The following is a 24,332-nucleotide window of genomic DNA, read 5'->3' on the forward strand; positions in this document are numbered from 1 at the left end:
GTCCATCACGTCACCCGCGCCGCGCCGTGGCGCGGGTCCAGCAGGTCGCGCAGCCCGTCCCCCAGCAGGTTGAGGCCCAGCACCGCCACCGCGATGGCCGCACCGGGAAACACCGCCTGGAGCGGGCTGGTGAACAGGTGGGTCTGGGCGTCGCCCAGCATCCGGCCCCAGCTCGGCGCCGGCGGCTGGACGCCCAGGCCGAGGTAGCTCAGGGCCGCCTCGTTGAGGATGGCGACGGCGAACAGGATGGTCGCCTGCACGACGATCACCCCGGCCACGTTGGGCAGCACATGCACCAGCGTCGCCCCGCCGGGCCCGCGCCCCAGCGCCAGGGCGGCCCGCACGAACTCCCGCCGCCACACCTGGCGGGCGGCCCCGCGGGTGACGCGGGCCAGCACCGCCGCGTTGAAGGCGCCGATGGCCAGCACGGCGTTCAGCGCCCCCGGCCCCAGCAGCGCCGTCAGCAGGATGGCCGTGAGCACGGCGGGAAAGGCGAACAGCAGGTCGGCGCCGCGCGCCACCGCCTCGTCCCCCCAGCCCGGCCGGGCCGCCGCCGCCAGGCCCAGCGGCACCCCGACCGCCAGGCCGACGGCCACCGCGGCGGCGGCCACCGCCAGGGAATGGCGCGCCCCCGCCATCAGCATCGACAGCACGTCGCGCCCGAAGTGGTCGGTGCCCAGCCAGTGCCCCGGACCCGGCGGCCGCAACCGCGCCAGCACGCGGACGCGCTCCGGCTCATGCGGGGTCCAGACCAGCGACAGCAGCGCCACCGCGACCACCAGCAGGGTCAGCACCCCCCCGGCCACCAGGCTCGGCGGCCAGCTCCGCCGCGGCGGGGCCGTCACGCCGCCCCCCGCGGCCGCGGGTCGATGGCGGCGTGGGCGGCGTCCACCAGCAGGTTCACCGCCACCACGAACAGCGCCAGCAGCACCACCACGTCGCGCACCACCACCAGGTCGCGCTGGCCCACCGCCTGGTAGACAAGCCGCCCCAGGCCGGGTAGCTGGAAGACGTTCTCCACCACCACCGCCCCGCCGACCAGAAAGGCGAACTGCAACCCCAGGATCGTCACCACCGGCACCAGGGCGTTGGGCAGCACATGGCGCCCCAGCACCGCCCGCCGGCCCAGCCCCTTGGCGCGGGCGGTGCGCACATAGTCCTCGCGCAGGGTGTCCAGCACCGCGGCCCGCGTCACCCGCGCCAGGATCGCCGCCTCCGGTACCGCCAGGGCCACCGCCGGCAGCAGCAGCGCCGTCAGGGCCGGCCCCGCCCCGGCCGACCAGCCGGGAAACCCGCCGGCCGGCAGCCATCCCAGCTCCACGGCGAAGACCAGGATCAGCAGGATGGCGAACCAGAAGCCCGGCACCGCGATGCCCAACTGGCCGAACGCCATGACCGCCCAGTCCCCCGCCCGCCCGTGCCGGGACGCCGCGAACAGGCCGAGCGGCAGCGCCAGCAGCGTCGACAGGGCCAGCGCCCCCAGGGCCAGCGGCACGGTGATCACCAGCCGCTCCGCCACCAGCTCCGCCACCGGGCGGTTGTAGGTGACGCTGACGCCGAGATCGCCGGTGAGCAGCCCGCCGATCCACTCCGCGTAGCGCACCGGCGCCGGCCGATCGAGGCCGAGCTGGGCGCGCAGCGCCTCCAGCGTGTCGGGGCGCGCCTCGGTCCCCAGCATCAGCAGGGCCGGGTCGCCGGGCACCACCTCCAGCACCACGAACACCGCCACCGTGGCGAGCCACGCGGTGAAGGCCAGCGACAGCAGGCGGCGGACGAGGAAGGCGGTCACTGCGGACTCAGTTCCGCCAGCGCACGCCGGTGATGTCGTTGGCCTGCAGCGGGCGGTTCTGCCAGGTGCCCTCCAGCCCCGCCTTCTCCACCGTCACGATGGGGAGCTGGAACAGGAAGGCGTTGACCGCGTCCTCGGCGATCACCCGCTGGGCGTCGCCGTACAGGGCGTTGCGGTGCCCCTCGTCGCGGGTGGTCTCCAGCTCCGCCATCAGCGCGTCGAATCGCGCGCTGCGGTAGCCGAAGTAATAGTCGGGGCGCCCGTAGATGTCGATGTCCAGCGGTTCGGTGTGGGCGATGACGGTGAGGTCGTAGTCGCCGGCGCGGAACACCCGCTCCAGCCAGGGCGCCCACTCCGTGTTCTCCACCGACACCCGCACCCCCACGTCGGCGAGCATGGCGGCGATCAGTTCGCCGGAGCGCCGGGCGTAGATGGGCGGCGGCAGCTTCAGCGTCGCGCTGAAACCCCCGGGATGGCCGGCCTCCGCCAGCAGGGCGCGGGCGCGGTCGGGATCGTAGGGGTAGAGGCCGGTGAGATCCACGTAGCCGGCCCGGTGCGGCGCGAAGTGGCTGCCGATGGGCGGGGCGATGCCGGCGGTCACCGCCTCGATCACGGCCGCGCGGTCGATGGCATGGGCCAGCGCCCGGCGCACCCGCACGTCGTCGAAGGGCGGGCGGGCGTTGTTGATGGCCATCAGCGTCTCCCCCTCGCCGCTGCCCGTCTTCACGCGGAACCGCTGGTCGTTGCGGAAACGATCGAGCGCTTCGAAGGTGTTGAACTGGGGAAACGTGTCGACGTCGCCGGCCATCAGCGACGCCACCTGCGCAGCGGGGTCGGCGATGAAGCGGAAGGTGACGCGGTCGAGGGCCGGCGCCGGCCCGTCATAGTCGGGGTTGCGTTCCAGCTCCACCCGGTCGCCGGCCACCCAGCGGGCGAAGCGGAAGGGGCCGGTGCCCACCGGCTTCTGCTTGTTGGTGGCGGCGCTTTCCGGCGCCACGATCACCGCGTCGCCCTGCGCCATATGGAAGAGGAACAGGCCGTCGGGGCGGGTGAGGTGCACCACCACGGTCAGCGGGTCGGGCGTCTCCACCCGGTCGATGGTGGCGAAATAGCCCTTCTGGGCGTTCACCGAGTCGGCGGCCCGGGCGCGGTCGAGGGAGAACTTCACATCGGCCGAATCGGCGGCGGTGCCGTCGTGGAAGCGTGCACCGGGGCGCAGGCGGAAGGTGTAGGAGAGGCCGTCGTCGGACACCCCCCACTCCTCGGCCAAGGCGTAGACGAGGCCGCCGTCGGAGTCGATTCGCAGCAGCGGTTCGAACAGGTTGGCGTAGACCACCTCGTCGATGGCCCCGGCGGCCCCGGCCGTCGGGTCGAGGTGCGGCGGTTCGAGCTGCATGCCGACCACCAGGTCCCGCCGCGCCTCGGCCGCCGCCGCACCCGGCAGCGCCGCCGTCAGCGCCGCCGCGGCCCACGCGGCAACCAGCACCGCCGCCCGCACCCCGCCGTTCCAACCCGCCATAGCCTGTCCTCCCCCCGATCCCGGCTGTTTCGCGCGGATGATGCGGTGCACGGGGCGGGAGTTCAAGACCGCAGGGCGCCGGCCGCCGGCCGGGGCGGGGCCCGACGCCGGGGAGATCGTTGCGTTAGCGGAACGGAATGCGCCCCCGCTCAGCAGCCCTCGGCCATGTCGTAGAGGGCGTCCATCCCGGCGATCTGGATCTTGTTACCTTCTTGCAACGAGATGATGCCGGCGGTCTTGAGCTGGGTGAAGGTCCGACTCACCGTCTCGGTGGTCAGGCCCAGATAGTCGGCGATGTCGGCCCGGCTCATCGGCACATGGACCGGGTTGTCCTTGTGGCCGCGCCGGGCGGCGCGCTGGGACAGCATCAGCAGGAAGGAGCAAATCTTCTCCTTCGCGGTCTTGCGTCCCAGCAGCAGCATCTGGTCCTGGGCGGCCGCCAGTTCGTTGGACGCCATGGAGAACAGCCGCCGCTGCATCTTGGGAAACTCGTCCAGCAGCGCCTCCAGCTTCTTGCGCGGGAAGCGGCACAGCGTGCAGCCGGTGACCGTTTCGGCCGTGTAAGCATAGCTTTCGTTCAGCGCCAGGCCGATGAAGTCGCCGGTGATGAGGAAGCCGGTGATCTGGCGCCGACCGTCGGGCAGCAGCTTGTACAGCTTCACCGTTCCCGACGTGACGTTGTAGAGGGCGTCGGCCGCGTCGCCCTCCCCGAAGATGGTGTGGTTGGCCTCGATGCGGACGGTCTGCAGGATGTCGGCGAGACGGCGCAACTCCTCCGGGTCGAGCGCGGCACAGACCGTCAGGCTGCGCACGGGGCAGGCACCGCAAGGATTCATCTCGATCGTTGCGCTCTTGTCGCGAGCGCGGCCCTGGTCAAAGGGAGGCATGGCGGGCTTGGCCCCTGACGTCCACGGCCCCCATCATGGTCACAAACCCGACGGATCGCAACCGAACTCGCACACAACCGCACGGGTCGCCTCCGCCGGGGCGGCCCGTGCGGCCGATTCTACCGCCGGGTCCCGCGGTTGTCACCGCCGCGCCGCGGACCGGCGGCGCTGTCGTCGTCGAACAGGATGCGGTGGGCGGCGCCGTCCAGGTCGTCAAACTGACCGGACTTCAGAGCCCACAGGAACGCCCCGAGGCCCAGCAGGCCCAGTGTCAGCGCGATGGAGATGAGATACAGCAGTTCGGTCATGAGCCGTTTCCCTGACAACCGCCCCGCGGCCCAGCCGCAGGGCGTTGGCGATCACGATGAGCGAGGAGGAGGACATGGCCAGCGCCGCCAGCAGCGGCGTCAGCATCCCGGCCATGGCCAGCGGCACGGCGAAGACGTTGTAGAGGATGGCAAGGCCGAAGTTCTGCCGGACCAGCCGGCCGGAACGGCGCGCCACCTCCACCGCTTCGAGGATGGGGCGCAGGCGCACGCCCTGGAACACCACGTCGGCGGCGGTCTGGCTGACGTCGACGGCGGTGGACGGCGACATGGACACGGTGGCCGCCGCCAGGGCGGGGGCATCGTTCAGGCCGTCGCCGACCATCAGCACCTGCCGCCCGGCGGACATCATCCCCGCCAGCACCGCGGACTTGTCGGCCGGCGACTGCTCCGCCTTCCAGTCGGCGATGCCGAGGCTCGCCGCCACCGCGGCCACCACCTCGCGGCGGTCGCCCGACAGCAGCGTGACGGCGATGCCGCGCGCCTTCAGGCCGGCGACCACGGCGGCCGCATCGGCGCGCGGCGCGTCGACGAAGCCGATGCGCACCGGCGTGCCGCCCGGCCGGGCCAGCCACAGCTCCGGCCCCGGCACGCCGTCGGCCACCGCCGTGTCGGCGGCGACGCCGGTGAAGCGGCGGCTGCCCAGGCGCACCTCGCCGTCGGGCGTGTCGAGGGCCAGGCCGGCCCCCGGCACCTCGCGCACCCCGACGGCCACCGGAACGGCGGGTGCCGCGGCGGACAGGGCGCGGGCCAGCGGGTGGCGGCTGGCCCCGGCCAGCGACGCCGCCAGCCGCAGGTCGGCCTCGGCCACCCCGGCCAGGCGCGGCACCGGCCGGCCTTCGGTCAGGGTACCGGTCTTGTCGAACACCACGGTGTCGACGGTCGCCAGACGCTCCAGCGCCGTCGCCGTCTTCATCAGGATGCCCTGGCGCATCAGCCGACCCGACGCCACCACCTGCACCACCGGCACCGCCAGGGCCAGGGCGCAGGGGCAGGTGATGATGAGCACGGCGACGGCGTTCATCAGGGCCACCTGCCAGGGCGCCTCCATCAGCAGGGTCCAGCCGAGGAAGGTGACCAGGGCCGCCAGATGGACCACCGGCGCATAGCCGCGCGACACCCGGTCGGCGATGGCGACGTAGCGGGCACGGCCCTGCTCCGCCACCTCCATCATGCGCACGATCTCGGCCAGCAGCGTGCCCTCGCCCACCGCCGTCACCGTCAGGCGCAGCGGCGCGGTGAGGTTCAGCATGCCGGCGAACACGCCGTCGCCGGGTCGCACCGCCCCCGGAACGCTCTCGCCGGTGATCAGCGAGGTGTCCAGGTCCGAGACGCCGTCGAGGACGCGGCCGTCGACGGGAATGCGCTCGCCCACCGCGATCAGCACGGTGGCCCCCGTCTCCACCCGTTCCGGGGGCAGCACGGCGGTACGGCCGTCGGGCTGCACCACGGTGACCGCGGTCGCCTGAAGCCCCAGCAGTTGTTCCGCCGCGGAGCGCGCCCGGCCGCGCGCCCGCTGATCCAGGTAGCGGCCGATCAGCAGGAAGAACAGCAGCATCACCGCGCCGTCGAAATAGGCGTGGGGGCCGCTGTTGATGGTTTCGAACAGGCTCATGGCCGTGGCCAGCACCACGCCCACGGTGATCGGCACGTCCATGTTGGTGCGCCGGCGCGCCAGCGCCGCGAAGGCGGAGCGGGCGAAGGGCCGGATGGCGTAGGCGATGGCCGGCAGGCAGATCAGGGCCGACAGCCAATGCATCAGGTCACGGGTCGCCGGGCCCATGCCCTGGCTGTGCCCGGCCCACACCGACACCGACAGCAGCATGACGTTGCCGGCGGCGAAGCCGGCCACCGCCATGGCGCGCAGCAGTTCGGTCTCGCTCTTCTTCTGGGCGGAACCGAGGCGTTCGGGATCAAAGGGCACGGCGCGGTAGCCGAGGCCGGTGATGGCGCCGACCAGGGCGTTGGCGTCCGTCTCCGCCGGCCGCCAGCGGATGGTCAGGCGGCGGGTCGTCATGTTGAGGCGGGCCTGCTCCACGCCCGGCCGGCGGCCGAGCACCGTCTCGATCAGCCAGACGCAGGCCGCGCACTGCAGCCCGTCGATCATCAGGTGCAGGGTGGCGGTGCCGTCCGCCTCCGCCCGGGCGTGGGGTGCGTAGTCGATGGCCGGCGCGTCGGCATCGGGGCGCAGCGGCCGCGCCGACGGATCGACGCAGCGCCGCTCGTAATAGCGTTCCAGTCCCAGCCCGCGCACCGTGTCGTAGGCGGCGGCGCAGCCGGTGCAACAGAACGCACCGCCATCCCCGCCGATCACCGGCTCCGCGCCGGGGGGAAGCGGCTGTCCGCAGTGGAGGCAATCGCCCATCGGCCTTGACCCGTTCACTTCACGTGGATGCGCTGCTGGTCCTGGTAGTCGCCGGTGGCGTGCGCGATGGTCAGGCGCATGTCCCACTGGCCGGGCAGCGGCAGCTCCACCGGCATGGCGTAGCGGCCCTCGCCCAGGTAGGGCAGTTCCAGTTCAACGTCGTGGCCCTGCATGGTCGGGCGGATGAAGCGCACGGTGACGGTGCTGTCCTTCAGCAGGTTGCCGTGCTTGTCGTGCAGGGTGACGGCGACGATGCCCTTCTGCGGCTCCGTGCGCTCGAACCCGAGATCGACCCGCCAGCCCCGCTCGCTCTGGGCGCGGGCCCCGTCCAGGGAATCGTTGTACTTGATCCCCTTGATGAAGTGGTTCTCGGTTTCCAGCCCGGTGTAGGTGGAGGTGGCGATGTACACCATCACCCCGTTGGCCGTGAACACCAGGCCGAAGAAGGCGACGAAAAGCCAGGGGATGTACCAGCCGGGGGCGCGGCGGCGCCCCCGGTGCGACGGCAGTTCATTGCGGACGTCCGTGGACATGCTCATCGTCCGTTCAATCCTCGGCGTGAAGGGAAAGGATCAGCCTCCCGGCCCCATGAAGACCGTCTCGTAGGTGACGGCCTCGCCGGATGCGGCGGTCAGCGTGAAGTTAAGGGGACGCGACGTGTCGTGCAAAGCACCGCGCGGCACGGTCACGAAGATTCTGTAGGTGGCGACGGTGTCGGGGGCGGCGGTGAGGTGCACGGCGGCGGCCTCGTCGGTCTGGTCCTCGCCGGCCACCGCCAGCCGGGCCCCGGCCAGGTCGACGACGGTCAGCGTGTAGGCGCGCGGGTCGCGCGTCATGTTGGAGATCTTGATGGTGTAGGCGTTGCGGATCGACCCGTCGGACAGGGCCACGAACAGCGGTGCGCGGTCGCGCAGCACGCTGACGTCCAGGCTGGGCTTGAACACCAGGCCGGCGACGATCATGGCGCTGACCACCGTCAGCATCAGCGTGTAGATGATGGTGCGCGGCCGCAGCAGGCGCATGCCCACCGGCGGGGTGCCGGCGGCGGCGGCCACCTGGTTGTTGTGGGTGTCGAAGCGGACCAGCCCGGTGGGCCGGCCGATCTTGATCATCACCTCGTCGCAGGCGTCGATGCACAGACCGCAGCCGATGCAGGCGAGCTGCGAGCCGTTGCGGATGTCCACGCCGGTGGGGCAGGCGTGATAGCAGGCGTGGCAGTCGATGCAGTCGCCGTAGCCTTCGGCCTGACGCTCCTCCCAGGTCTGGGACTTGCGCACGTGGCCGCGCCGCTCGCCGCGCCATTCCTCGTAGGTGACCACGAGGCTGTCCTCGTCGATCATGGCGCTCTGGAAGCGCGGCCAGGGGCACATGTAAATGCACACCTGTTCGCGCGCGAAGCCGGCCAGCAGGTAGGTGGTGCCGGTGAACAGCAGGATGAAGCCGACGGCGGTGGAGCTGGCCTCGAAGCGCAGCAGCTCGCCCATGAAGGTGGGGGCGTCGACGAAGTAGAAGATCCAGGCGCCGCCGGTGGCCAGCGAGATCAGGATCCAGATCAGGTTCTTCAGCGCCTTCTTGCGCAGCTTGTCGAACGTCCATTTGCCCTTGTCAAGGCGGATGCGCTCCCCGCGCTCCCCTTCGACCAGCCGCTCCACCCAAACGAACAGGTCGGTCCACACCGTCTGCGGGCAGGCGTAGCCGCACCACAGGCGACCGGCCACGGCCGTCGCCAGGAACAGGCCGATGGAGGCGACGATCAGGGCGCCGGTCAGGTAGTAGATCTGCTGCGGCCACAGCTCGATGAAGAACAGGTAGAAACGGCGACCCGGCAGGTCCAGCAGCACCGCCTGATCCGGCGCGTTGGGCCCGCGGTCCCAGCGCAGCCACGGCAGCGCGTAGTAGATGCCCAGCAGGACGGCGACCGCAGCCCACTTCAGATTGCGGAAACGGCCGACAACGGACTTGGGGTAGATCTTGCTGTGCTTGGCGTAGAGGGAGCTGGAGGCCCGCTTCTCCGGCTGCGCCCGGTCGGCCGCAGGGGGTGGAACGGGGGAGGGTTCGGCGCCGGGTTTGTCCCGGGTCTCGGTCGCCATGCTCATGGGCCTGCCTTGCTTGGTCGGATCGCAGCCGTCGTCGGGCGAGATGGCCCGAGACCGGTCGCGCGACTATGGCGACATGTCGCCGCATGGGCATTGCGATGGATCAATGGCCTGTTCGGAAAAAGTCAAGCGATAAGCGGGCCCGGCCGATCGCGCGCAAAACAAAGGCGCCGGGACGTTGCCATCCCGGCGCCTTCAGGTACCGCCTGTATTACTTGCCGCCGCCCAGGTTGTGGACGTACACCGCGAGCTGCTTGATCGTGGTGTCTTCCAGGCGAGCCGCCCAGTTGGGCATCACGCCGGCGCGGCCGTTGGTGATGGTCTCCACCAGCGACGCCTTGTCGCCGCCCCAGATCCAGTTGGCGGTGATCAGGGGCGGGGCGCCGATGTCGGTCAGGTCGGCGGCGAGGGAACCCTCCGCCTTCTCGCCATGGCAGGCCACGCAGTTCTCCTCGTACACCGTCTTGCCGGCGGCCGCCTTGGTGGCGTCGGACGGCTTGCCGTTGAGCGACAGGATGTACTCCGCCACCTGGTCGATCTGGGTGCGGTCGAGGATGCCGTCACGCCCGAAGGCGGTCATGCCGATGCCGACCACGCCGCGGGTCTCTGCGTCGTCGGCACGGATGCCGTGGCGGATGGTCTGGTAGATGTCGGCGGTGGTGCCGCCCCACAGCCACACGTCGTCGGCCAGCGCCGGGAAGCCCTTGGCCCCCTGGCCGCCGGCGCCGTGGCAGGCCGCGCAGTTCTCGTTGAACATGGTGCGGCCGCCGGCCATCGCGAAGGCCAGAAGCTCCTTGTCCTTCTGGATCTCGTCCACCGACTTGGCGGCGATAGCGGTCAGGAACTTGCCCTGGGCCGCCTTCGCCTCGGCCAGCTTCTCGACGATCTCCTCGCGCTGGGACCAGCCCAGCACGCCCTTGGTGTAGGTGGTCCCCAGCGGCCAGGCCGGATAGAACACGTAGTACACCAGCGACCAGGCGATCGTCACATAGAAGATGTAGAGCCACCACTTCGGCAGCGGGTTGTTCAGTTCCCGCAGGCCGTCCCACTCGTGGCCCGTGGTCTCGACGCCCGACAGGGCGTCCTTTTCCGGTTTGTTCGCCATGGCCTAAAACTCCTGACCATCATCCTTGAGCGGGATCCGTGCGGCATCGTCGAACTTGCTGCGGTTGCCCGGCCACATGGCGTAGACCAGGATTCCCGTCATCAGCAGCATCAACCACACCGTCCAGAACGACCGCAGGGCTACGGTGATCTGATCCAAATCCATGGATCCCTCCCGCTCACTGCTGGAGTTGTGCGGGCGACTGGTACTTGGTGAAGTCCACCATCGTGCCCAGCACCTGCAGGTAGGCCACCAGCGCGTCCATCTCGGTGACGACCTTGGGGTCGCCGGAGAAGTTGCTCACCACGGCCTTCGGATAGCGGCTCAGCAGACCGTCGTGATCGGCGTCCGGGTTCTGCTGGGCGATCAGATCGGCCTTGGCGTTGGCGATCTGGTCGGCCGTGTAGGCGGAACCGACGACGGTCAGAGCGCGCAGATGGTCGGCGATGTCGTCGGCCTTCAGCGGACGGTCCTTCATCCAGGCGTAGCCCGGCATGATCGACTCCGGCACCACCGCGCGGGGATCGACCAGGTGGGCGACGTGCCACTCGTCGGAATACTTGCCGCCCACGCGGGCCAGGTCCGGACCCGTGCGCTTGGAGCCCCACTGGAACGGCCGGTCGTGCATGCTCTCCGCCGCCAGCGAGTAGTGGCCGTAGCGCTCCACCTCGTCGCGGAACGGACGCACCATCTGGCTGTGGCAGTTGTAGCAGCCCTCGCGGACGTAGATGTTGTAGCCGGCCAGTTCGAGCGGCGAGTAGGGGCGCACCCCGTCCACCTTCTCCACCGTCGACTCGATCGTGAACAGGGGAACGATCTGCACCAGGCCGCCGATCGACACCGTGATCAGGATCAGCACGACGAGCAGGAGCGTGTTCCGCTCGATCGTGTCGTGGCTAAAGCCCTTTTTTTCCTCAGCCATATCTCAGGTCCTCTCGGCTTCAGGCCGCACCCACGGCTGCCTTGTGCGGCGCCGTGACGTAAGGCTTCTCGATGCGGACGTCGCCCTTGGCCGTACGCCACAGGTTGTAGACCATGATCAGCGAACCGACGACGAACAGGACGCCGCCCAGCGCACGGATCACGTAGAACGGGTGCATCGCTGCCACCGTCTCCACGAACGAGTACTGGAGGAAGCCCAGGTTGTCGTAGGCGCGCCACATCAGGCCCTGCATGATGCCGGACACCCACATGGCGGTGATGTAGAGGACGATGCCGATGGTGGCGGTCCAGAAGTGGTAGCTGACCAGACGCATGCTGTAGAGCTGCGCCCGCTTCCACAGGACGGGGACGAGGTAGTAGATGGCGCCGAAGCTGACGAAGGCCACCCAGCCGAGCGCGCCGGAGTGCACGTGGCCGACGGTCCAGTCGGTGTAGTGCGACAGGGCGTTGACCGGCTTCACCGACATCAGCGGACCCTCGAAGGTCGACATGCCGTAGAAGGCGACCGAGGTCACCAGGAAGCGCAGGACCGGGTCGGTGCGCAGCTTATCCCAGGCACCCGACAGGGTCATGATGCCGTTGATCATGCCGCCCCACGACGGCATCCACAGCATCACCGAGAAGGTCATGCCCAGCGTCTGCGCCCAGTCCGGGAGAGCGGTGTAGTGCAGGTGGTGCGGGCCGGCCCAGATGTAGAGGAAGATCAGCGTCCAGAAGTGCACGATCGACAGGCGGTACGAATACACCGGCCGCTCGGCGCGCTTGGGCACGAAGTAGTACATGATGCCCAGAAAGCCGGCGGTCAGGAAGAAGCCGACGGCGTTGTGGCCGTACCACCACTGCACCATGGCGCTCTGCACGCCCGACACGAAGGTGTAGCTCTTCATGCCGAACAGCGAGACCGGCCAGTTGACGTTGTTGCCGAGATGCAGGATGGCGACGGTCAGGATGAACGCCATGAAGAACCAGTTGGCAACGTAGATGTGCGACTCCTTGCGGGTCATCACCGTGCCGATGTAGCTCACCGCGTACAGGACCCAGATCACCGTCAGGTAAAGGTCCAGGATCCACTCGGGCTCGGCGTATTCCTTGCCCTGGGTGTAGCCCAGGACGTAGGACAGGGCGGCGAGCACGATGAAGATCTGGTAGTTCCAGAAGATGAACTTCGCCAGCCCTTCGCCGCCGAACAGAAACTGGCGGCAGGTGCGCTGCACCACGTACAGCGAGGTGGCGAACAGCACGTTGCCGCCGAAGGCGAAGATCACGGCCGACGTGTGAACCGGCCGCAGACGCCCGAAGCTGGTCCACTCAAGGCCCAGGTTGAGCGCCGGAAACGCAAGCTGCAGCGCGATGAAGGTGCCGGCCAGGAAGCCGACCACGCCCCAGAACACTGCCGCGATCGTGAAGAGCCGAATGACGTCCTCGTAATACCGGACGTCCTCCGACACCCGCTGGCTGCCCAGGGCGGCCCCTGGGGTCAGAGTCGCTGATGCCATACAATCTCTCCCGTTTGCCCCGGGCGGCTTGGGCCGCTCCCTAGAGGTTGCACCACCGCGTGGGTACTTCGTTTAGGAGGGCGGCAGACGAGCGCACGACGGCCCGTCAGCAGACGCCGAACCGCCTGCCGCCAATATCGCCACTATGTGTAGGGCCAGCCGGGGCAACATTGATCTACGTCAACGCCCCTTGTGACCACCCGCTGTCATCGTTCGGCCGACGCTTCAGCCAGCGGATCGGGCATGGACGACGGCTTCATTGCGAAACCCCTGGGAGAGCGCCAGATCGACCAGGCCTTCCCGCTGGTCAGCGCCCTCGCGCCGGAGCTGCCGGTCGAACGATGGCGTGCCTTCGCCGCACCCCGGTGCGGCCCCGGGGACGGCACTTCGCCCGCCTGCGGGATCATCACCGCACAGAACGATCGCGGTTATATCCACGGCCTGTTCTCGTATTCGGTGACCGAGCACTTCCGGTACGGCCGGGCGCTGGCAGTCGAAATGTTCATCGTTCTCGACATATTCGATCCGGCGGCGGCGGCGGCGGTGCTTGTGCGGGCCATGGAGACCATTGCGCACGACCTGGACTGCGACGCTGTTTTCACCGATCTCCCGGAAAGCTGCCGCGGCACGACGGAACATTGCCGATCGATCCTCAGCGTCTTCCGGGCGGCGGGGCACGGGGTGGAAGCGGCACGCCTGTGCAAGCCCCCCGGCGCCTCCGCCCCCGGCCCCGCGGATGCCCTGGCCGAGGCCGGCGACGGGGTCTGATCGTCGCCGCGCCGGCCTCGCGGTCCGGTGCCGCGCCGCTGCCGGTTCCACCCCGCCCCACCCCGGTTTGCCGGTCGGCGACGGCAAGGGCCGGGGGGCGCGGCATTTGCACGCAGGCCCCGTCATCCTCCCTCGTCCCCTCCGCCACACCGCCGTTCCGCCAGCCGGCGCCTGTCGATGCGCCCTGCAGGCGAGCGTGCAAAACCCTCTCTGCAGCGACTCGGTACGCGACGCCGGTGGTCGACAACGCGTCCGATCCCGCACTGCTTGCGCTTACGATATCACCCGGTCGGCGCACCTTGCACCTGCAGCGCTTTTTTCTCCTCTTCCCGGGAGGATTTGCAATCTAAACGATGGAGTGGAAATCACCCCTCGCATCCATCGCTTCACGCGGGGACGGTCGAGCGGACGATTGGAATGCCTCTATACCGTTCGCCATGTATCAGCGTGATGGCCGACGGAGGAGGCGCCATGCGTGCTCGTTCCCACGCTCCCGAACCTTGACGGTGGCCCGAGCTTGTGAGGCGGAGGCGATGGAAAGGGGATCTCCGGGGTGTCGGCGGATCGGTCCCGGACGTGCCAAACCGGGCCCTTGCGGGTTGCGCGCCGCGCCGGGGCGGGTAGGATGCGCCCATCATGACCGACACGCCCCGTCTCCCCGTCATCCGCCTGCACCCCGGACGCCACAAGCGCATCGGCCTCGGGCACCCCTGGGTCTATTCCAACGAGGTCCAGATGGACGCGCCGGCCAAGGCGATACCGCCCGGCAGCGTCGTCCGCCTGCTCGACGCCGGCGGCACCGCGCTGGGCCTCGCCACCTTCAACCCGCACACGCTGATCGCCGCGCGGGTGCTGACGCGCGACCCCGGCGCCACCATCGACAGCGCCTTCCTCGCCGGCCGCATCCGCAGCGCGCTGGCCCTGCGCAGCCGGCTCTACGACCGCCCCTTCTACCGCCTGGTCCACGCCGAGGCGGACGGATTGCCGGCGCTGATCGTCGACCGCTACGGCGACGTGGTGACGGTGCAGGCCAACTCCGTCTTCATGGACCGCCACCTGCCCGACGTGCTGGCCGCCCTCGACGACGTGCTGGACCCCGCCGCGGTCATCCTGCGCAACGACAGCACCCAGCGCGCCATGGAAGGGCTGCCGGAGGAAAGCCGGCTGGCCAAGGGCGCCGTGGACGGGCCGATCCGCCTGGAGGAGAACGGCGCCGCCTTCTTCGCCGATCCGCTGGGCGGCCAGAAGACCGGCTGGTTCTACGACCAGCGCGACAACCGCGCCTTCGTCGCGTCGCTGGCGCGGGGCGGCCGGGTCATCGACTTCTTCAGCTACAACGGCGGCTTCGCCGTCACCTGCGCGGTGAGCGGCGCCGCCTCCGTCATCGCCGTCGACCGCTCGCAGCCGGCCCTCGACAACGCCGCCCGGGCGGCCGAGGCCAACGGCGTGGCCGGCGCCTTCGAAGCGCGCCGCGCCGACGCCTTCAACGAGCTGGACCGGCTGGCCAACGCCGGCGAGACCTTCGACGTGGTCATCGCCGACCCGCCGGCCTTCGTGAAATCGAAGAAGGACCTGGCGGTGGGCTGCCGCGCCTACCGCAAGATGACGCGGCTGGCCGCCCGCATCACCGCGCCCGGCGGCATCCTGCTGGCCGGCTCGTGCAGCCACAACGTCGACCCGCCCACCTTCGCCGAGCAGGTCGCCCGCGGCCTGGTGGACGCCGGCCGCAGCGGCCGCATCCTGCGCTTCGCCGGCGCCGGCCCCGACCACCCCGTGCACCCGCACCTGCCGGAATCCGCCTACCTCAAGGCGATGGTCCTGCAGCTCGATTGAGGCGGCCGCGGTCCAGCCAGCTCCGCCCGCGCGGTGACAGGCGGTAGCCGACGGCCAGGCTTTCCACCAGGCCGAGGTCCTTCAGCCGGCGCATCCCGGCCTTGAAGCGGTCCTTCGCGAGACCGATCGCGGCGGCCAGCTCGGCCGCCGGCCGGCCGGGATGGTCGGCCACCGCCGCCAGCGCCGGTCCCGTCCAGGGGCCGCCGGGGCCGGCGCGGTCCAGGCGCTCCAGCCTTTGCCGCAGCGCCTCGGCCTCGTCGTCCCCCGGGGGACGGGAACGCAGGTCCCACCGCGGGTCCGGGCCGGCCGGGCGCAGGGCGATGCGGTAGAGCGTGCCGTCGCCGGCGCGCAGGTCGTCGAGCAGCGCCTCCCGGCCGGCATAGCCGGCGGCGCGCGCGTCCCGCTCATCAACGGCGTCCGGCTCCACCGCGTCCACGGCGTCGATGGCGAGGACGCCGACCGCCGTGCGCAGCGTGCCGCCGGCGCGCACGGTCGGCCGCCGCCAGCGGCGGAACGCCAGCGTCACCCGGCCGGCCGCGATGGCGTCGAGCACCGCACGGCGAAACAGCATGGCCCCCTCCCTCTCCCCCGCGGCGCTCACCGCCGGGCGAACACCCCCACCAGTTCCAGGTGGGCCGACCATAGGAACTGGTCGACGGGATAAACGCGGCGCAACGCGTAACCGCCGTCGGCCAGCGTGCGGGCGTCGCGGGCAAAGGTGGCGGGGTTGCAGGACACCGCCACCACCAGCGGCACCTTGCCGGCCGCCAGCTCCGCCGCCTGGGCGGCGGCGCCGGCCCGCGGCGGGTCGAAGACGACCGCGTCGAAACGGGCCAGCTCTTTCGCCGTGAGGGGGTTTGCGAAGAGGTCGCGGCGCTCCGTCGTCAGCCGCAGGCCGCCGGCCGCGCGGGCCAGCGCCGCCACCGCCGCCCCGTCGCCCTCCACGGCGTGGACGGAAGATCGTTGCGCCAGCGGAATGGCGAAGGTGCCGATCCCGGCGAAGAGGTCGGCGACCCGTCGCGCGCCGTCGCCCACGGCGTCCAGGACGGCGGCGGTGAGGGCCGCCTCGCCGGCGGCGCTCGCCTGCAGGAAGCCGCCGGGGGGCGGCACCACGGGCACGCCGGCGAAGCGCACGGTGACGGGGCGGAGGTGGGCCACCGGTTCGGGTACGCCGCGGTCGTCGGGCTGCCAGGACAGGCGGGCGATGCCGTGCTCGGCGCCCAACGCCGTCAAACGCTCCCGCGCCGCGCGGGCCAGGCGGCGCGGCCCGACCAGCAGCAGGTCGATGCCGCCCTCCGGGTCGGCCGCCACCACGTCGCAGGCGCCGCCGTCGGGCAGCACCGCCGCCAGCGCGGCCCGCAAGGGCGGCAGCAGTGCCGCCAGCCGCGGCGCCAGCACCGGGCACACCTCCAGGTCCACCAGCCGGTGGCTCGCCCGCTCGTTGAAGCCCAGCCACACCCGCTTGCCGCGCTTCAGCGCCGCGAAGCGGGCGCGGCGCCGGCCGCCGGGGGCGGTGCGGGCCAGCGGCGCCACCGGCACCCCTTCCAGCCCGGCGCGGGCCAGCGCGGCGTGCACCGCCTCCAGCTTCCACGCGGCGTAGGCGGCGTCGTCCAGGTGCTGAAGGGTGCAGCCGCCGCAGGTGCCGAAATGGCGGCAGGCGGGCGTGCCGCGGCCGGGGCCGGGTTCCAGCACCTCCAGCAGCTCGGCGCGCACGCCGTCGCCCCGGGACTCGCCGGGGCGCACCCGCACGCGGTCGCCGGGCACCGTCAGCGGCACGAACAGGCGGGTGCCGTCCAACTCCGCCAGCCCGTCGCCGCGGGCGCCGACCGCGCCGATCGTCACCTCCACCGCCCGCTCCGCCGCCACCCGATCCGCCGCCACCCGATCCGGCGGTGGGCGCTTCGCCGGCCTCACGCGACCCTCAGCACGGCCATCATGCCGAACTCCTGGTGATCCAGCACATGGCAGTGCAGCATCCAGTCGCCGGGCTCCTCGGCGACGAAGGCGATCTCCACCGCCTCGCGGGGGGCCAGCAGGACGGTGTCCCGCCATTCCTCCCGCGGCGACGGGGCGCCGTTGCGCGTGAGAATGCGGAACGGAAAGCCGTGCAGGTGCATGGGGTGCCACCAGGCGGTGTCGTTGACGAAGCCCATGCGCACCGTTTGGCCGCGTTTGACGGTGATGAGCGGCGGCCCCGCGTGGGCCGCGTGGCCCATGGGGGCGGTGCCGTTGAGCGTCCAGAACGGGCCGGCCGGCGTCATCGCCATGCCGTCGGGCAGGCGGCCCATGGCGCCGCCCTCGATCACCACGTCGTGGCGCACCGCGCCGGCCAGGTCGAGGGGCGGCAGCGGGTTGGCCGGCAGGACGACGGGGGTGTCCGAGGGCGACCGGCGCACCGGCGCGTCGGAGCCGTAGACCAGCGACGTCAGGCGGTAGGTCTGGCGCGGGTGGAAGGAATCGACCACGTCGAACCGCTCCCCCGGCGCTCCCGTGAGGTCGAGCATCAGATCGGCGCGCTGGCCGGGCCCCAGCACCACCCGGTCGCCGTCGGGGGCGTGGGGGGGCACGGGGTGGCCGTCCAGGGCGATCACCTGCGGTGCGTGGCCGCGGAACTCCAGCGCGAAGACGCGGGCGCCGGCAAGGTTGGCCAGGCGCAGGCGCAGCCGCTCCCCGGCGCGCACCGGCACGGCATCGACGATGGCGCCGTTCAGCGTCACCGTGTTGCCCAGCCGCCCGGCGTGGCTGGCGTCCATGGGGTGGCCGAAACCGTCGTCGACGGCGGCCTCGCGGGTCAGGCGCCAGTCGCTCAGCGCCCACACCAGATCACGGTCGACGGGGACGGGCTCGCGCTCCTTCACCACCAGCACGCCGGCCAGGCCGCGGCCCACCTGCTGCGCGCTGTTGGCGTGCGGGTGGTACCAGAAGGTGCCGGCGTCCTTCAGCGTGAAGGCGTAGGTGAAGCGACCGCCGGGCGGCACCGGCGGCTGGCTGAGGTGCGGCACCCCGTCCATGGCGACGGGCACGCGCAGGCCGTGCCAGTGCACCGTCGTCTCCTCGGCCAGCGCGTTGGTGAAGGCGATGCGCGCGGTGTCCCCCTGGCGCCAGCGCAGCACCGGCCCCGGCACCGTGCCGTTGTAGGCCCACACGGTGGTCTGCGGGTGCGGCGGCCCGACCAGCGACACCCGCGCCGGCCCGGCGGTGAGCGCCACCGCCCCGTCCGCCGCGGCAACCGCCCCGGCCGCGCGCGGCAGCAGCGCCGCCCCGGCCAGCCCCGCGGCGGCGGCCAGCACGGCGCGGCGGCCGGGACGGAACGGGGGTGGTGCGGTCATTGGTCTGATCCCATCAACTAGCACCGTAACGTATCGCGCATCCGGTGCCGCGCCAAGCTGCGGAGTCCGCGCGATGGCGCCCCCTTCCTACCCCATGTGCTCCGCCAGCCGGCTGCGGACCTCTCCGGGGACGGGGACGGGGCGATGGGTGTGGCGGTCGACGATGACCGAGACGGCTTCCTGGGTGGCGATCAGCCGGTCGCCGTGGAAGATGGCGGAGCCCAGCGTCGCCGAGGTGTTGCCCAGCCGCAGCGCCCGCATGCCCACGCGCACGGTGGCGGGGTAGAGCAACTCCGCCTTGAACTCCGTGACCAGGCGGGCGACCACCACGGTCCAGGGCAGGTCGGAGGCGAACGCCTCGCCCAGGAAGGCGACGCGGCCCTGCTCGAAATAGACGCCGAGCGTGTTGTTGTTGACGTGGCCCAGCGCGTCCAGGTCGGCGAAGCGCACGCGCTCCTCGATCCAGAATCGGTAGCCGGCGGGATCGGTCAGGTCGATGCTCATGCGGGGAACGGTCCATACGGGTGCGACGCCCCGAAGGTGCTACGCCGTGGCGCCGGAGGCAAGCCGGGCGCGGGTCTGCCATCGGTGGCGCCCCCTTAGAATTCGTGCGGGACGGCGGCGGACGTGATGGTATAGGAGGGGTGTCCCCCACACGCGACGGACCGACCCGATGAGCAACGACAGCAACCAGACCGCCGAAGCCCTCTTCGAGAAGGCGCTGAGCATCGCCGAGAAGCACCTGGAGAAGGCCGTGGAAGAAGGCGGCGCGCTGGGCCCCTACGTGGCCGTGGCGATGATCGAGGCGGCCGTGAACTCGGCGGTCGAGGAGACCAGCCACGAGGACGTCATCGACATGCTGCGCGACCTCGCCGCCCAGATCGAGGCCGACGCGGACGCCGACGAGGACTAACCGGGAGAAAGACCGGCCGGGAGAAAGACCGGCCGGGAGAAAGACCGGCCGGGAGAAAGACCGGCCCGTCAGGCGCGGGCCGGCACCCGCGCCGCCGCCGGGACGGGGGCGCCGTCGCCGGACGCCTCCTCCCGCTCCGCACGGGCCTGTTCGGCGAGCGCGCGCCGGGCGTCGCGCCGGCGCAGCACCTCGTAGGTCACCGCCCCGGCGATGGTCAGCGCGATCAGGATCAGCGACAGGGCGTTGACCGCCGGCGTCAGGCCGGTGCGCACCTTGCTGGCGATGTAGACCGTCAGCGTCGTGTCCAGCCCGCGCACGAACAGCGTGGTGTTGTAGTTCTCGAAGCTCTGCAGGAAGGCGATGAAGGCGGCCGACAGCACCGCCGGCATCAGGAACGGCAGGGTGATCCGCCGGAACACCTGCAGGTGCGTCGCCCCCAGGTCCAGCGCCGCCTCCTCCAGCGTCGGGTCGAACCGCTGGAGTCGCGCCAGGAACAGCAGCATGGCGTAGGCGGCGATGAAGCTGGACTGGGCGATCACCGTCAGGACGATGCCGCCCGACAGGTCGAACCAGGTGCGCCAGAAGATCAGGGTGGAGATGCCGATGATGACGCCGGGCGTCAGCAGCGGCGACACCATCAGGGCGTAGAGGAACGTCCGCGCCCGGCTGTGCAGCCGGTCCAGCAGCAGCGCCGCGGCCAGCCCCGTGGGCACCGCCACCGCGATCACCCCGGCCGCCACCACCAGCGAGGTGCCCAGGGCCTGCCACATCCGGTGGTCCTCGTACAGCACCCGGAACCAGTCCAGCGTGAACCCCAGCCACGGCGTCACCGTGGGGAAGCGGCTGGTGTTGAAGGTGGCCGCCGCCATGATCCCCAGGGGGATGAACAGGTAACCGAAGAACAGCACCAGATAGACGGTCACCAGCAGGCGGCGGAATCGCTCGGCGGTCATGGTCCGCGGCCCTCCCCTACTTCGCGATGTCGGTCAGGCCGACCCGGAACAGGCGCATCATCAGCAGGATGAAGCCGATGCACAGGACCAGCAGGATGAAGGCGTAGGCCGCCCCCTGGTTCCAGTTGCCGCCCTCGAAGAACCAGTTGTAGATGACCTCGGTGAACCAGCGGCTCTGCGGCCCGCCCAGCAGCAGCGGTACGGCGTAGCTGCCCGCCGCCAGCATGAAGGTCATGATGCAGCCCACGGCGATGCCCGGCCGGGCGTGGGGCAGCACGATGCGCCAATGGATGCGCAGCCACCCCGCCCCCAGGTCGCGCGCCGCCTCGATCTGGTGGCGGTCCAGGGATTCGATGGCGTTGTAGACCGGGAACACCATGAACAGGATGTAGGCGTAGACCATGCCCAGGATGACGCTGCCGTCGCCCTGGAAGCGCACCGGGGCGTCCAGGATGCCGATGCCCACCAGCAGGTTGTTCAGCGGGCCGCTGTAGGCCAGGATGATGTACCACGCGAAGGTGCGCAGGATCTCGTTGATCCAGAACGGGATCACCAGCAGCATCATGAAGGTCGGCAGCCGCCTTTTGGGCGCCACCTGCGCCAGGTAGAAGGCCATGGGGTAGCAGACGGCCAGCGTCACGGCGGTGACCAGCGCGCTGGCCCAGATGGTCTTGACGAAGATCCCCAGGTGGATCGTGTTGGTCCACAGGGTCATGTAGTTGGCGAGCGTGTAGACGTCCTCCGGCCCGCCGACCCGGGAGGGCGGCAGCATCGGCCGCAGCGAGAAGTCGATCATCAGGATCTGCGGCAGGACGACCAGCATCACCACCCACAGGGCCACCACCAGCACGATGAAGCCGGTCAGCACCGGGCCGTAACGGTGCAGGACCCCGGTCATGGGCGAAGCTCCCTTCCCATCTCACGCCTCCCCGTCGGGCGGCAGCACGACGGCGTCGGCGGGGCGGAAGGTCAGGGTCGCCGCGGCGCCGGGGACGAAGGCGGGCTCGCTGCCGAGATGCGGCATCTGCACGACGATGCGCCGGTCGCCGGCACCGGTGAGGAAGGCGTTGACGAAGGCGCCCTCGAAGTCGCGGTGGCTGACGCGCGCCTCCACCCGGTTATCCGCCGTGCCGTCCGGAGCCACCGCGAGGCGTTCCGGGCGCACGAACAGGATGGCGCGGTCGCCCGCCTTCAGGCCGCGGGGGTTGCGCCCCAGCAGCCGGCCGAAGGGGGTGTCCACGGCGGCGCGGCCGTCGGCGGCGTCCAGGACCGTGCCGGGAAACCGGTTGGCCTCACCCACGAAGGAGGCGACGAAGGCGGTGGCGGGGTCGTCGTAGACGGTCTGCCCGTCGCCCACCTGCTCCAGCACGCCGCGGGACATCACGCCGATCCGGTCGGACATGGTCAGCGCCTCGCCCTGGTCGTGGGTGATGTAGACGAAGGTGACGCCGGTGCGCCGCTGGATGGCCCGCAGCTCGGCGCGCATGTGCTGGCGCAGCTTCAGGTCCAGCGCCGACAGCGGCTCGTCCAGCAGCAGCACCGCCGGCTCCACCGCCAGGGCGCGGGCGATGGCGATGCGCTGGCGCTGGCCGCCCGACAGCTCGGTCACCTTCTTGTCGGCCACCTCGGGCAGCGCCACCAGCTCCAGCAGCTCGCGCACCCGGCGGCGGCGGTCGGCGGCGGCGACACCGCGCACCTCCAGCCCGAAGGCGATGTTGTCGGCCACCGTCATCAGCGGGAACAGGGCGAGGTTCTGGAAGATCAGCGCGGTCGGCCGCTTGTTGGGGCCGATGCCGCGCATGTCCCGCCCGCCGATGCGGATGCGCCCGTCGCTCGGCTCCATGAAGCCGGAGATCATGCGCAGGATGGTGGTCTTGCCGCAGCCGGAAGGGCCGAGGAAGCTGAAGAACTCCCCCGCGGCAATGGTCAGCGACACGTCGCGCACGGCGGTGACGCTGCCGAAGCGCATGGTGACGTGGTCCAGCGCGACGTCCTGGCTCATGCGGTTTTCGTCTCTCTCTCCCGCGTTCGGAACGGGCCGCCCGTCCCCGGCCGGTGGGGACGGGCGTCACCCCATGCGTCAGGCCGCGAGGAAGCGGTCCTGATACTCGTTGCGGATGGAGACGTACCAGGCCTCCTGGATCGGCCACCACCACAGCTTCTGCAGGGCGTCGCCGGGGTAGGCCTCGGCGAAGAACGCCTTGTTGAGGTCGGACAGGTGCGCTTCGGCCCCCACGGTGGTGGAGTTGATGCCGGTGGCGTTGGAGTACATGGCGCCCGCTTCCGGCGTGTAGAACCAGTTGATCCAGGCGTAGGCTTGCTCCGGGTTCTGCGCCCGGGCGGGGATGGCGAAGCCCTCCATCCAGGCCAGTGCCCCTTCCTTCGGGGCGATGTAACCGACCGGCAGCTCCTCCTTGCGCAGGGCGACGGCCGAGGAATCCCAGGTCTGGCCGATGACGCAGCCGTTGGTGCGGAAGGCGCCCTGCGCCTCGTTCTCGTTGGACCAGAACTGGCCGATGGCCTTCTTGTTCTCCACCGCGACCTTGAGGATGGCGTCGAAGTTGGCGCGGGCCTTGGCCTCGTCGCGGAACTGTTCGAGCAGCGGGTGCGGCAGCCGCCCCTCGCTCTCCAGCCACAGGCCGATGCCGATCAGCGAGGAGTGGCCGCGCACCGTCACCTTGCCGGCGTGTTGCGGCGCCCACAGGTCGCCGTAGCCGGCGGTGCCGTAGACCAGCGGCGCCTGCTGCCTGTGGAAGGCCAGCGCCTCGGTGCCCCAATCGGCGGGGGCCAGGTAGCGCTTGCCGCCGACCACGCCGCCCATGGCGGCGGAGCCGGTGTAGGCCGACTTCAGGCAGCCGTCCCAGTTGATCTTGCCCTCGTCCAGGGGCTGCACCAGCTCCGCCTCGACGTAGTTGGGCACGCGGTCGACGGTGGGGTGGATGATGTCGAAGCCCGCCCCGCCGGTGGCGCGGAGCTGGTTGAGCAGCTCGTCGTTGGTGCCGTATTCGGTCAGCACCGGCCGGATGCCCGTTTTGGCCTGGAAGTCGCGGAGCATGTCCTGCCCGATGTAGCCGGCCCAGGAGAAGATGCGCACGGTGCCTTCGGCGGCGCGGCCCTCGCGCAGGATCCATGGGCCGGTGGCGGTCACGGCGCCGGCGGCGGCGGCGCTGCGCAGCAGGACGCGGCGGGTGAAGCTCCTGGCGGCGCGCCGGGTTTCGGCGCTCGCGGTCTGGTCCACGCTCTTGGTCATGACGCGGTCTCTCCCTGTGATCGGTACGGCCGCCCGGGATGCCCCGGATGCGGCGCCGGCCGGACTATGCCCGAAGCCATCGTGCACCGGCAATTTTGCGGAATGGAAGGGCGAAAAACTTCATATTTCCGTCACCCCGCCGGAAAGCGCCCGGCGACGGCCCCCTTGGAACCCACCGGGCGCGGTGGCATACTCCGCCCATGTCCGAGGCGGCGCGCACCTATATGACGGTCGACGAGTTCCTCCTGTGGGAGGACGGGACCGACACGCGCTATGAGCTGATCGGTGGCGAGCCGGTGGCCATGGCACCGCCGGCGGATGCGCACGCGCTCCTGGCCGGCGCCATAACCGTTGAGATCGGCCGGCGCCTGAAGCCGCCCTGCCGGGTGCGGGTGGAGGCGGGCATCCGGATTCCCCACCGCAACGACATGTGGTTTCAGGCCGACGTCGCCGTCGGCTGCGGGCCGGCCTCCGGCCGCCCCGGCACGGCGGAACCGCGCGTGGTGGTGGAGGTGCTGTCGCCATCCACCGAATCGGACGACCGCACGGTGAAGCTGCCGCTCTACCGCACGGTGCCGTCGATCCGCGAGATTCTGCTGATCTCCGCCCGCGAACGCCGGGCCGAGCTGTGGCACCGCACCGGCGGCGCCTGGCTGGTGGAGGAGATCGACGGGGCCGGCACGCTCACGCTCGCCTCCGTCGACGTGAGCATCCCTATGGAGGCCCTGTACGAGGGCCTCCCCCGGTGATCCCCTCCCGCC

General features: G+C 71.1%; 24 protein-coding genes. 4 read left to right on the forward strand and 20 right to left on the reverse strand.

Going from position 1 to position 24,332, the window contains the following annotated elements:
* Positions 1-5: 5 nt before the first annotated feature.
* The 12 genes from G472_RS39890 to ccoN form a co-directional block, all read right to left on the reverse strand.
* On the reverse strand, positions 6-845 hold the full coding sequence (locus G472_RS39890) for an ABC transporter permease (RefSeq protein ID WP_029010722.1): 840 nt from the start codon (positions 843-845) through the stop codon (positions 6-8).
* Positions 842-1,789, reverse strand: a complete 948-nt coding sequence (locus tag G472_RS39895; protein ID WP_029010723.1) for an ABC transporter permease — start codon at positions 1,787-1,789, stop codon at positions 842-844. The genes G472_RS39890 and G472_RS39895 overlap by 4 nt, the downstream gene beginning before the upstream one ends.
* Before the next feature lie 7 nt (positions 1,790-1,796).
* Positions 1,797-3,308 carry an ABC transporter substrate-binding protein gene (locus G472_RS0126090; protein ID WP_035693743.1) on the reverse strand — a complete coding sequence of 504 codons (1,512 nt, stop codon included), beginning with the start codon at positions 3,306-3,308 and terminating at the stop codon, positions 1,797-1,799.
* Positions 3,309-3,457: 149 nt separating this feature from the next.
* The gene (locus tag G472_RS0126095) at positions 3,458-4,144 is read right to left on the reverse strand and encodes a Crp/Fnr family transcriptional regulator (RefSeq protein WP_035693745.1); all 687 of its coding nucleotides are present in this window, start codon (positions 4,142-4,144) and stop codon (positions 3,458-3,460) included.
* A 170-nt stretch (positions 4,145-4,314) separates the two neighbouring features.
* Positions 4,315-4,494, reverse strand: a complete 180-nt coding sequence (gene ccoS, locus G472_RS40410) for a cbb3-type cytochrome oxidase assembly protein CcoS (RefSeq protein ID WP_245593601.1) — start codon at positions 4,492-4,494, stop codon at positions 4,315-4,317.
* On the reverse strand, positions 4,409-6,886 hold the full coding sequence (locus G472_RS0126100) for a heavy metal translocating P-type ATPase (RefSeq protein ID WP_029010726.1): 2,478 nt from the start codon (positions 6,884-6,886) through the stop codon (positions 4,409-4,411). The genes ccoS and G472_RS0126100 overlap by 86 nt, the downstream gene beginning before the upstream one ends.
* A gap of 14 nt (positions 6,887-6,900) precedes the next feature.
* Positions 6,901-7,425 (reverse strand): FixH family protein, encoded by a 525-nt coding sequence (locus tag G472_RS35765; RefSeq protein ID WP_029010727.1) that lies wholly within the window; start codon positions 7,423-7,425, stop codon positions 6,901-6,903.
* Between the two features lie 33 nt (positions 7,426-7,458).
* Positions 7,459-8,982, reverse strand: coding sequence for a cytochrome c oxidase accessory protein CcoG (ccoG, locus tag G472_RS35770; RefSeq protein WP_051341335.1), 1,524 nt, complete (start codon positions 8,980-8,982; stop codon positions 7,459-7,461).
* Positions 8,983-9,193: 211 nt separating this feature from the next.
* Positions 9,194-10,087 (reverse strand): cytochrome-c oxidase, cbb3-type subunit III, encoded by an 894-nt coding sequence (ccoP, locus tag G472_RS0126115; protein WP_029010728.1) that lies wholly within the window; start codon positions 10,085-10,087, stop codon positions 9,194-9,196.
* A gap of 3 nt (positions 10,088-10,090) precedes the next feature.
* The gene (locus tag G472_RS0126120; RefSeq protein WP_029010729.1) at positions 10,091-10,252 is read right to left on the reverse strand and encodes a cbb3-type cytochrome c oxidase subunit 3; all 162 of its coding nucleotides are present in this window, start codon (positions 10,250-10,252) and stop codon (positions 10,091-10,093) included.
* A gap of 13 nt (positions 10,253-10,265) precedes the next feature.
* Entirely contained in the window at positions 10,266-11,009 is a 744-nt protein-coding gene (gene ccoO, locus G472_RS0126125) for a cytochrome-c oxidase, cbb3-type subunit II (RefSeq protein ID WP_029010730.1), read from the reverse strand.
* A 19-nt stretch (positions 11,010-11,028) separates the two neighbouring features.
* Positions 11,029-12,525 (reverse strand): cytochrome-c oxidase, cbb3-type subunit I, encoded by a 1,497-nt coding sequence (ccoN, locus tag G472_RS0126130; protein WP_029010731.1) that lies wholly within the window; start codon positions 12,523-12,525, stop codon positions 11,029-11,031.
* 243 nt (positions 12,526-12,768) lie between these two features.
* Between ccoN and G472_RS0126135 the strand changes: the two genes are divergently transcribed.
* Together G472_RS0126135 and G472_RS0126140 are read left to right on the forward strand one after the other, a co-directional pair.
* Positions 12,769-13,293 (forward strand): hypothetical protein, encoded by a 525-nt coding sequence (locus tag G472_RS0126135; protein ID WP_029010732.1) that lies wholly within the window; start codon positions 12,769-12,771, stop codon positions 13,291-13,293.
* 636 nt (positions 13,294-13,929) lie between these two features.
* Complete coding sequence (locus tag G472_RS0126140) at positions 13,930-15,126, forward strand: class I SAM-dependent rRNA methyltransferase (protein WP_029010733.1); 1,197 nt, start codon at positions 13,930-13,932, stop codon at positions 15,124-15,126.
* Here the strand turns inward: G472_RS0126140 and G472_RS0126145 are convergent.
* From G472_RS0126145 to G472_RS0126160, 4 genes are all read right to left on the reverse strand, one after another.
* Positions 15,098-15,697 carry an ASCH domain-containing protein gene (locus G472_RS0126145; RefSeq protein ID WP_029010734.1) on the reverse strand — a complete coding sequence of 200 codons (600 nt, stop codon included), beginning with the start codon at positions 15,695-15,697 and terminating at the stop codon, positions 15,098-15,100. The genes G472_RS0126140 and G472_RS0126145 overlap by 29 nt on opposite strands.
* A 26-nt stretch (positions 15,698-15,723) precedes the next feature.
* Complete coding sequence (locus G472_RS0126150) at positions 15,724-17,040, reverse strand: class I SAM-dependent RNA methyltransferase (protein ID WP_051341336.1); 1,317 nt, start codon at positions 17,038-17,040, stop codon at positions 15,724-15,726.
* Positions 17,037-18,455 (reverse strand): multicopper oxidase family protein, encoded by a 1,419-nt coding sequence (locus tag G472_RS0126155; RefSeq protein ID WP_029010736.1) that lies wholly within the window; start codon positions 18,453-18,455, stop codon positions 17,037-17,039. Before G472_RS0126155 ends, G472_RS0126150 begins: the two co-directional genes overlap by 4 nt.
* Before the next feature lie 87 nt (positions 18,456-18,542).
* Positions 18,543-18,959, reverse strand: coding sequence for an acyl-CoA thioesterase (locus G472_RS0126160; protein WP_029010737.1), 417 nt, complete (start codon positions 18,957-18,959; stop codon positions 18,543-18,545).
* 169 nt (positions 18,960-19,128) lie between these two features.
* On the opposite strand from G472_RS0126160, the gene G472_RS0126165 reads away from it, so the two are divergent.
* The gene (locus G472_RS0126165) at positions 19,129-19,368 is read left to right on the forward strand and encodes a hypothetical protein (RefSeq protein WP_029010738.1); all 240 of its coding nucleotides are present in this window, start codon (positions 19,129-19,131) and stop codon (positions 19,366-19,368) included.
* A 68-nt stretch (positions 19,369-19,436) separates the two neighbouring features.
* On the opposite strand, the gene G472_RS35775 is transcribed toward G472_RS0126165, so the two are convergent.
* The 4 genes from G472_RS35775 to G472_RS0126185 all read right to left on the reverse strand — a co-directional run bounded on the left by G472_RS35775 (position 19,437) and on the right by G472_RS0126185 (position 23,571).
* On the reverse strand, positions 19,437-20,321 hold the full coding sequence (locus G472_RS35775) for an ABC transporter permease (protein ID WP_051341338.1): 885 nt from the start codon (positions 20,319-20,321) through the stop codon (positions 19,437-19,439).
* Positions 20,322-20,337: 16 nt separating this feature from the next.
* A complete protein-coding gene (locus G472_RS0126175) occupies positions 20,338-21,219 on the reverse strand; it encodes an ABC transporter permease (protein ID WP_029010739.1) in 882 nt (293 codons plus the stop codon).
* A 21-nt stretch (positions 21,220-21,240) separates the two neighbouring features.
* Positions 21,241-22,323, reverse strand: coding sequence for an ABC transporter ATP-binding protein (locus G472_RS0126180; RefSeq protein ID WP_029010740.1), 1,083 nt, complete (start codon positions 22,321-22,323; stop codon positions 21,241-21,243).
* A 78-nt stretch (positions 22,324-22,401) separates the two neighbouring features.
* Positions 22,402-23,571: an extracellular solute-binding protein gene (locus G472_RS0126185; protein WP_029010741.1), complete on the reverse strand. Its 1,170-nt coding sequence runs from the start codon at positions 23,569-23,571 to the stop codon at positions 22,402-22,404.
* A 200-nt stretch (positions 23,572-23,771) separates the two neighbouring features.
* On the opposite strand from G472_RS0126185, the gene G472_RS35780 reads away from it, so the two are divergent.
* Positions 23,772-24,320, forward strand: coding sequence for a Uma2 family endonuclease (locus G472_RS35780; protein ID WP_051341340.1), 549 nt, complete (start codon positions 23,772-23,774; stop codon positions 24,318-24,320).
* The last annotated feature ends 12 nt before the right edge of the window (positions 24,321-24,332 follow it).

Source organism: Azospirillum halopraeferens DSM 3675 (genome assembly GCF_000429625.1).
In the GTDB taxonomy this organism is placed as follows: domain Bacteria; phylum Pseudomonadota; class Alphaproteobacteria; order Azospirillales; family Azospirillaceae; genus Azospirillum; species Azospirillum halopraeferens.

Excerpts from the sequence above, each read along its gene's own strand:
- G472_RS0126160 (WP_029010737.1), bottom strand. The coding sequence starts at position 18,959 with ATGAGCATCGACCTGACCGATCCCGCCGGCTACCGATTCTGGATCGAG.
- G472_RS0126155 (WP_029010736.1), bottom strand. The coding sequence starts at position 18,455 with ATGACCGCACCACCCCCGTTCCGTCCCGGCCGCCGCGCCGTGCTGGCC.
- G472_RS0126120 (WP_029010729.1), bottom strand. The coding sequence starts at position 10,252 with ATGGATTTGGATCAGATCACCGTAGCCCTGCGGTCGTTCTGGACGGTG.
- G472_RS0126100 (WP_029010726.1), bottom strand. The coding sequence starts at position 6,886 with ATGGGCGATTGCCTCCACTGCGGACAGCCGCTTCCCCCCGGCGCGGAG.
- ccoG (WP_051341335.1), bottom strand. The coding sequence starts at position 8,982 with ATGAGCATGGCGACCGAGACCCGGGACAAACCCGGCGCCGAACCCTCC.
- G472_RS35780 (WP_051341340.1), top strand. The coding sequence starts at position 23,772 with ATGTCCGAGGCGGCGCGCACCTATATGACGGTCGACGAGTTCCTCCTG.
- G472_RS0126175 (WP_029010739.1), bottom strand. The coding sequence starts at position 21,219 with ATGACCGGGGTCCTGCACCGTTACGGCCCGGTGCTGACCGGCTTCATC.
- ccoP (WP_029010728.1), bottom strand. The coding sequence starts at position 10,087 with ATGGCGAACAAACCGGAAAAGGACGCCCTGTCGGGCGTCGAGACCACG.
- ccoO (WP_029010730.1), bottom strand. The coding sequence starts at position 11,009 with ATGGCTGAGGAAAAAAAGGGCTTTAGCCACGACACGATCGAGCGGAAC.
- ccoN (WP_029010731.1), bottom strand. The coding sequence starts at position 12,525 with ATGGCATCAGCGACTCTGACCCCAGGGGCCGCCCTGGGCAGCCAGCGG.
- G472_RS0126135 (WP_029010732.1), top strand. The coding sequence starts at position 12,769 with ATGGACGACGGCTTCATTGCGAAACCCCTGGGAGAGCGCCAGATCGAC.
- G472_RS0126090 (WP_035693743.1), bottom strand. The coding sequence starts at position 3,308 with ATGGCGGGTTGGAACGGCGGGGTGCGGGCGGCGGTGCTGGTTGCCGCG.
- G472_RS0126095 (WP_035693745.1), bottom strand. The coding sequence starts at position 4,144 with ATGAATCCTTGCGGTGCCTGCCCCGTGCGCAGCCTGACGGTCTGTGCC.
- G472_RS0126185 (WP_029010741.1), bottom strand. The coding sequence starts at position 23,571 with ATGACCAAGAGCGTGGACCAGACCGCGAGCGCCGAAACCCGGCGCGCC.
- G472_RS0126165 (WP_029010738.1), top strand. The coding sequence starts at position 19,129 with ATGAGCAACGACAGCAACCAGACCGCCGAAGCCCTCTTCGAGAAGGCG.
- G472_RS35775 (WP_051341338.1), bottom strand. The coding sequence starts at position 20,321 with ATGACCGCCGAGCGATTCCGCCGCCTGCTGGTGACCGTCTATCTGGTG.
- G472_RS0126140 (WP_029010733.1), top strand. The coding sequence starts at position 13,930 with ATGACCGACACGCCCCGTCTCCCCGTCATCCGCCTGCACCCCGGACGC.
- G472_RS0126180 (WP_029010740.1), bottom strand. The coding sequence starts at position 22,323 with ATGAGCCAGGACGTCGCGCTGGACCACGTCACCATGCGCTTCGGCAGC.
- G472_RS35765 (WP_029010727.1), bottom strand. The coding sequence starts at position 7,425 with ATGAGCATGTCCACGGACGTCCGCAATGAACTGCCGTCGCACCGGGGG.
- G472_RS0126145 (WP_029010734.1), bottom strand. The coding sequence starts at position 15,697 with ATGCTGTTTCGCCGTGCGGTGCTCGACGCCATCGCGGCCGGCCGGGTG.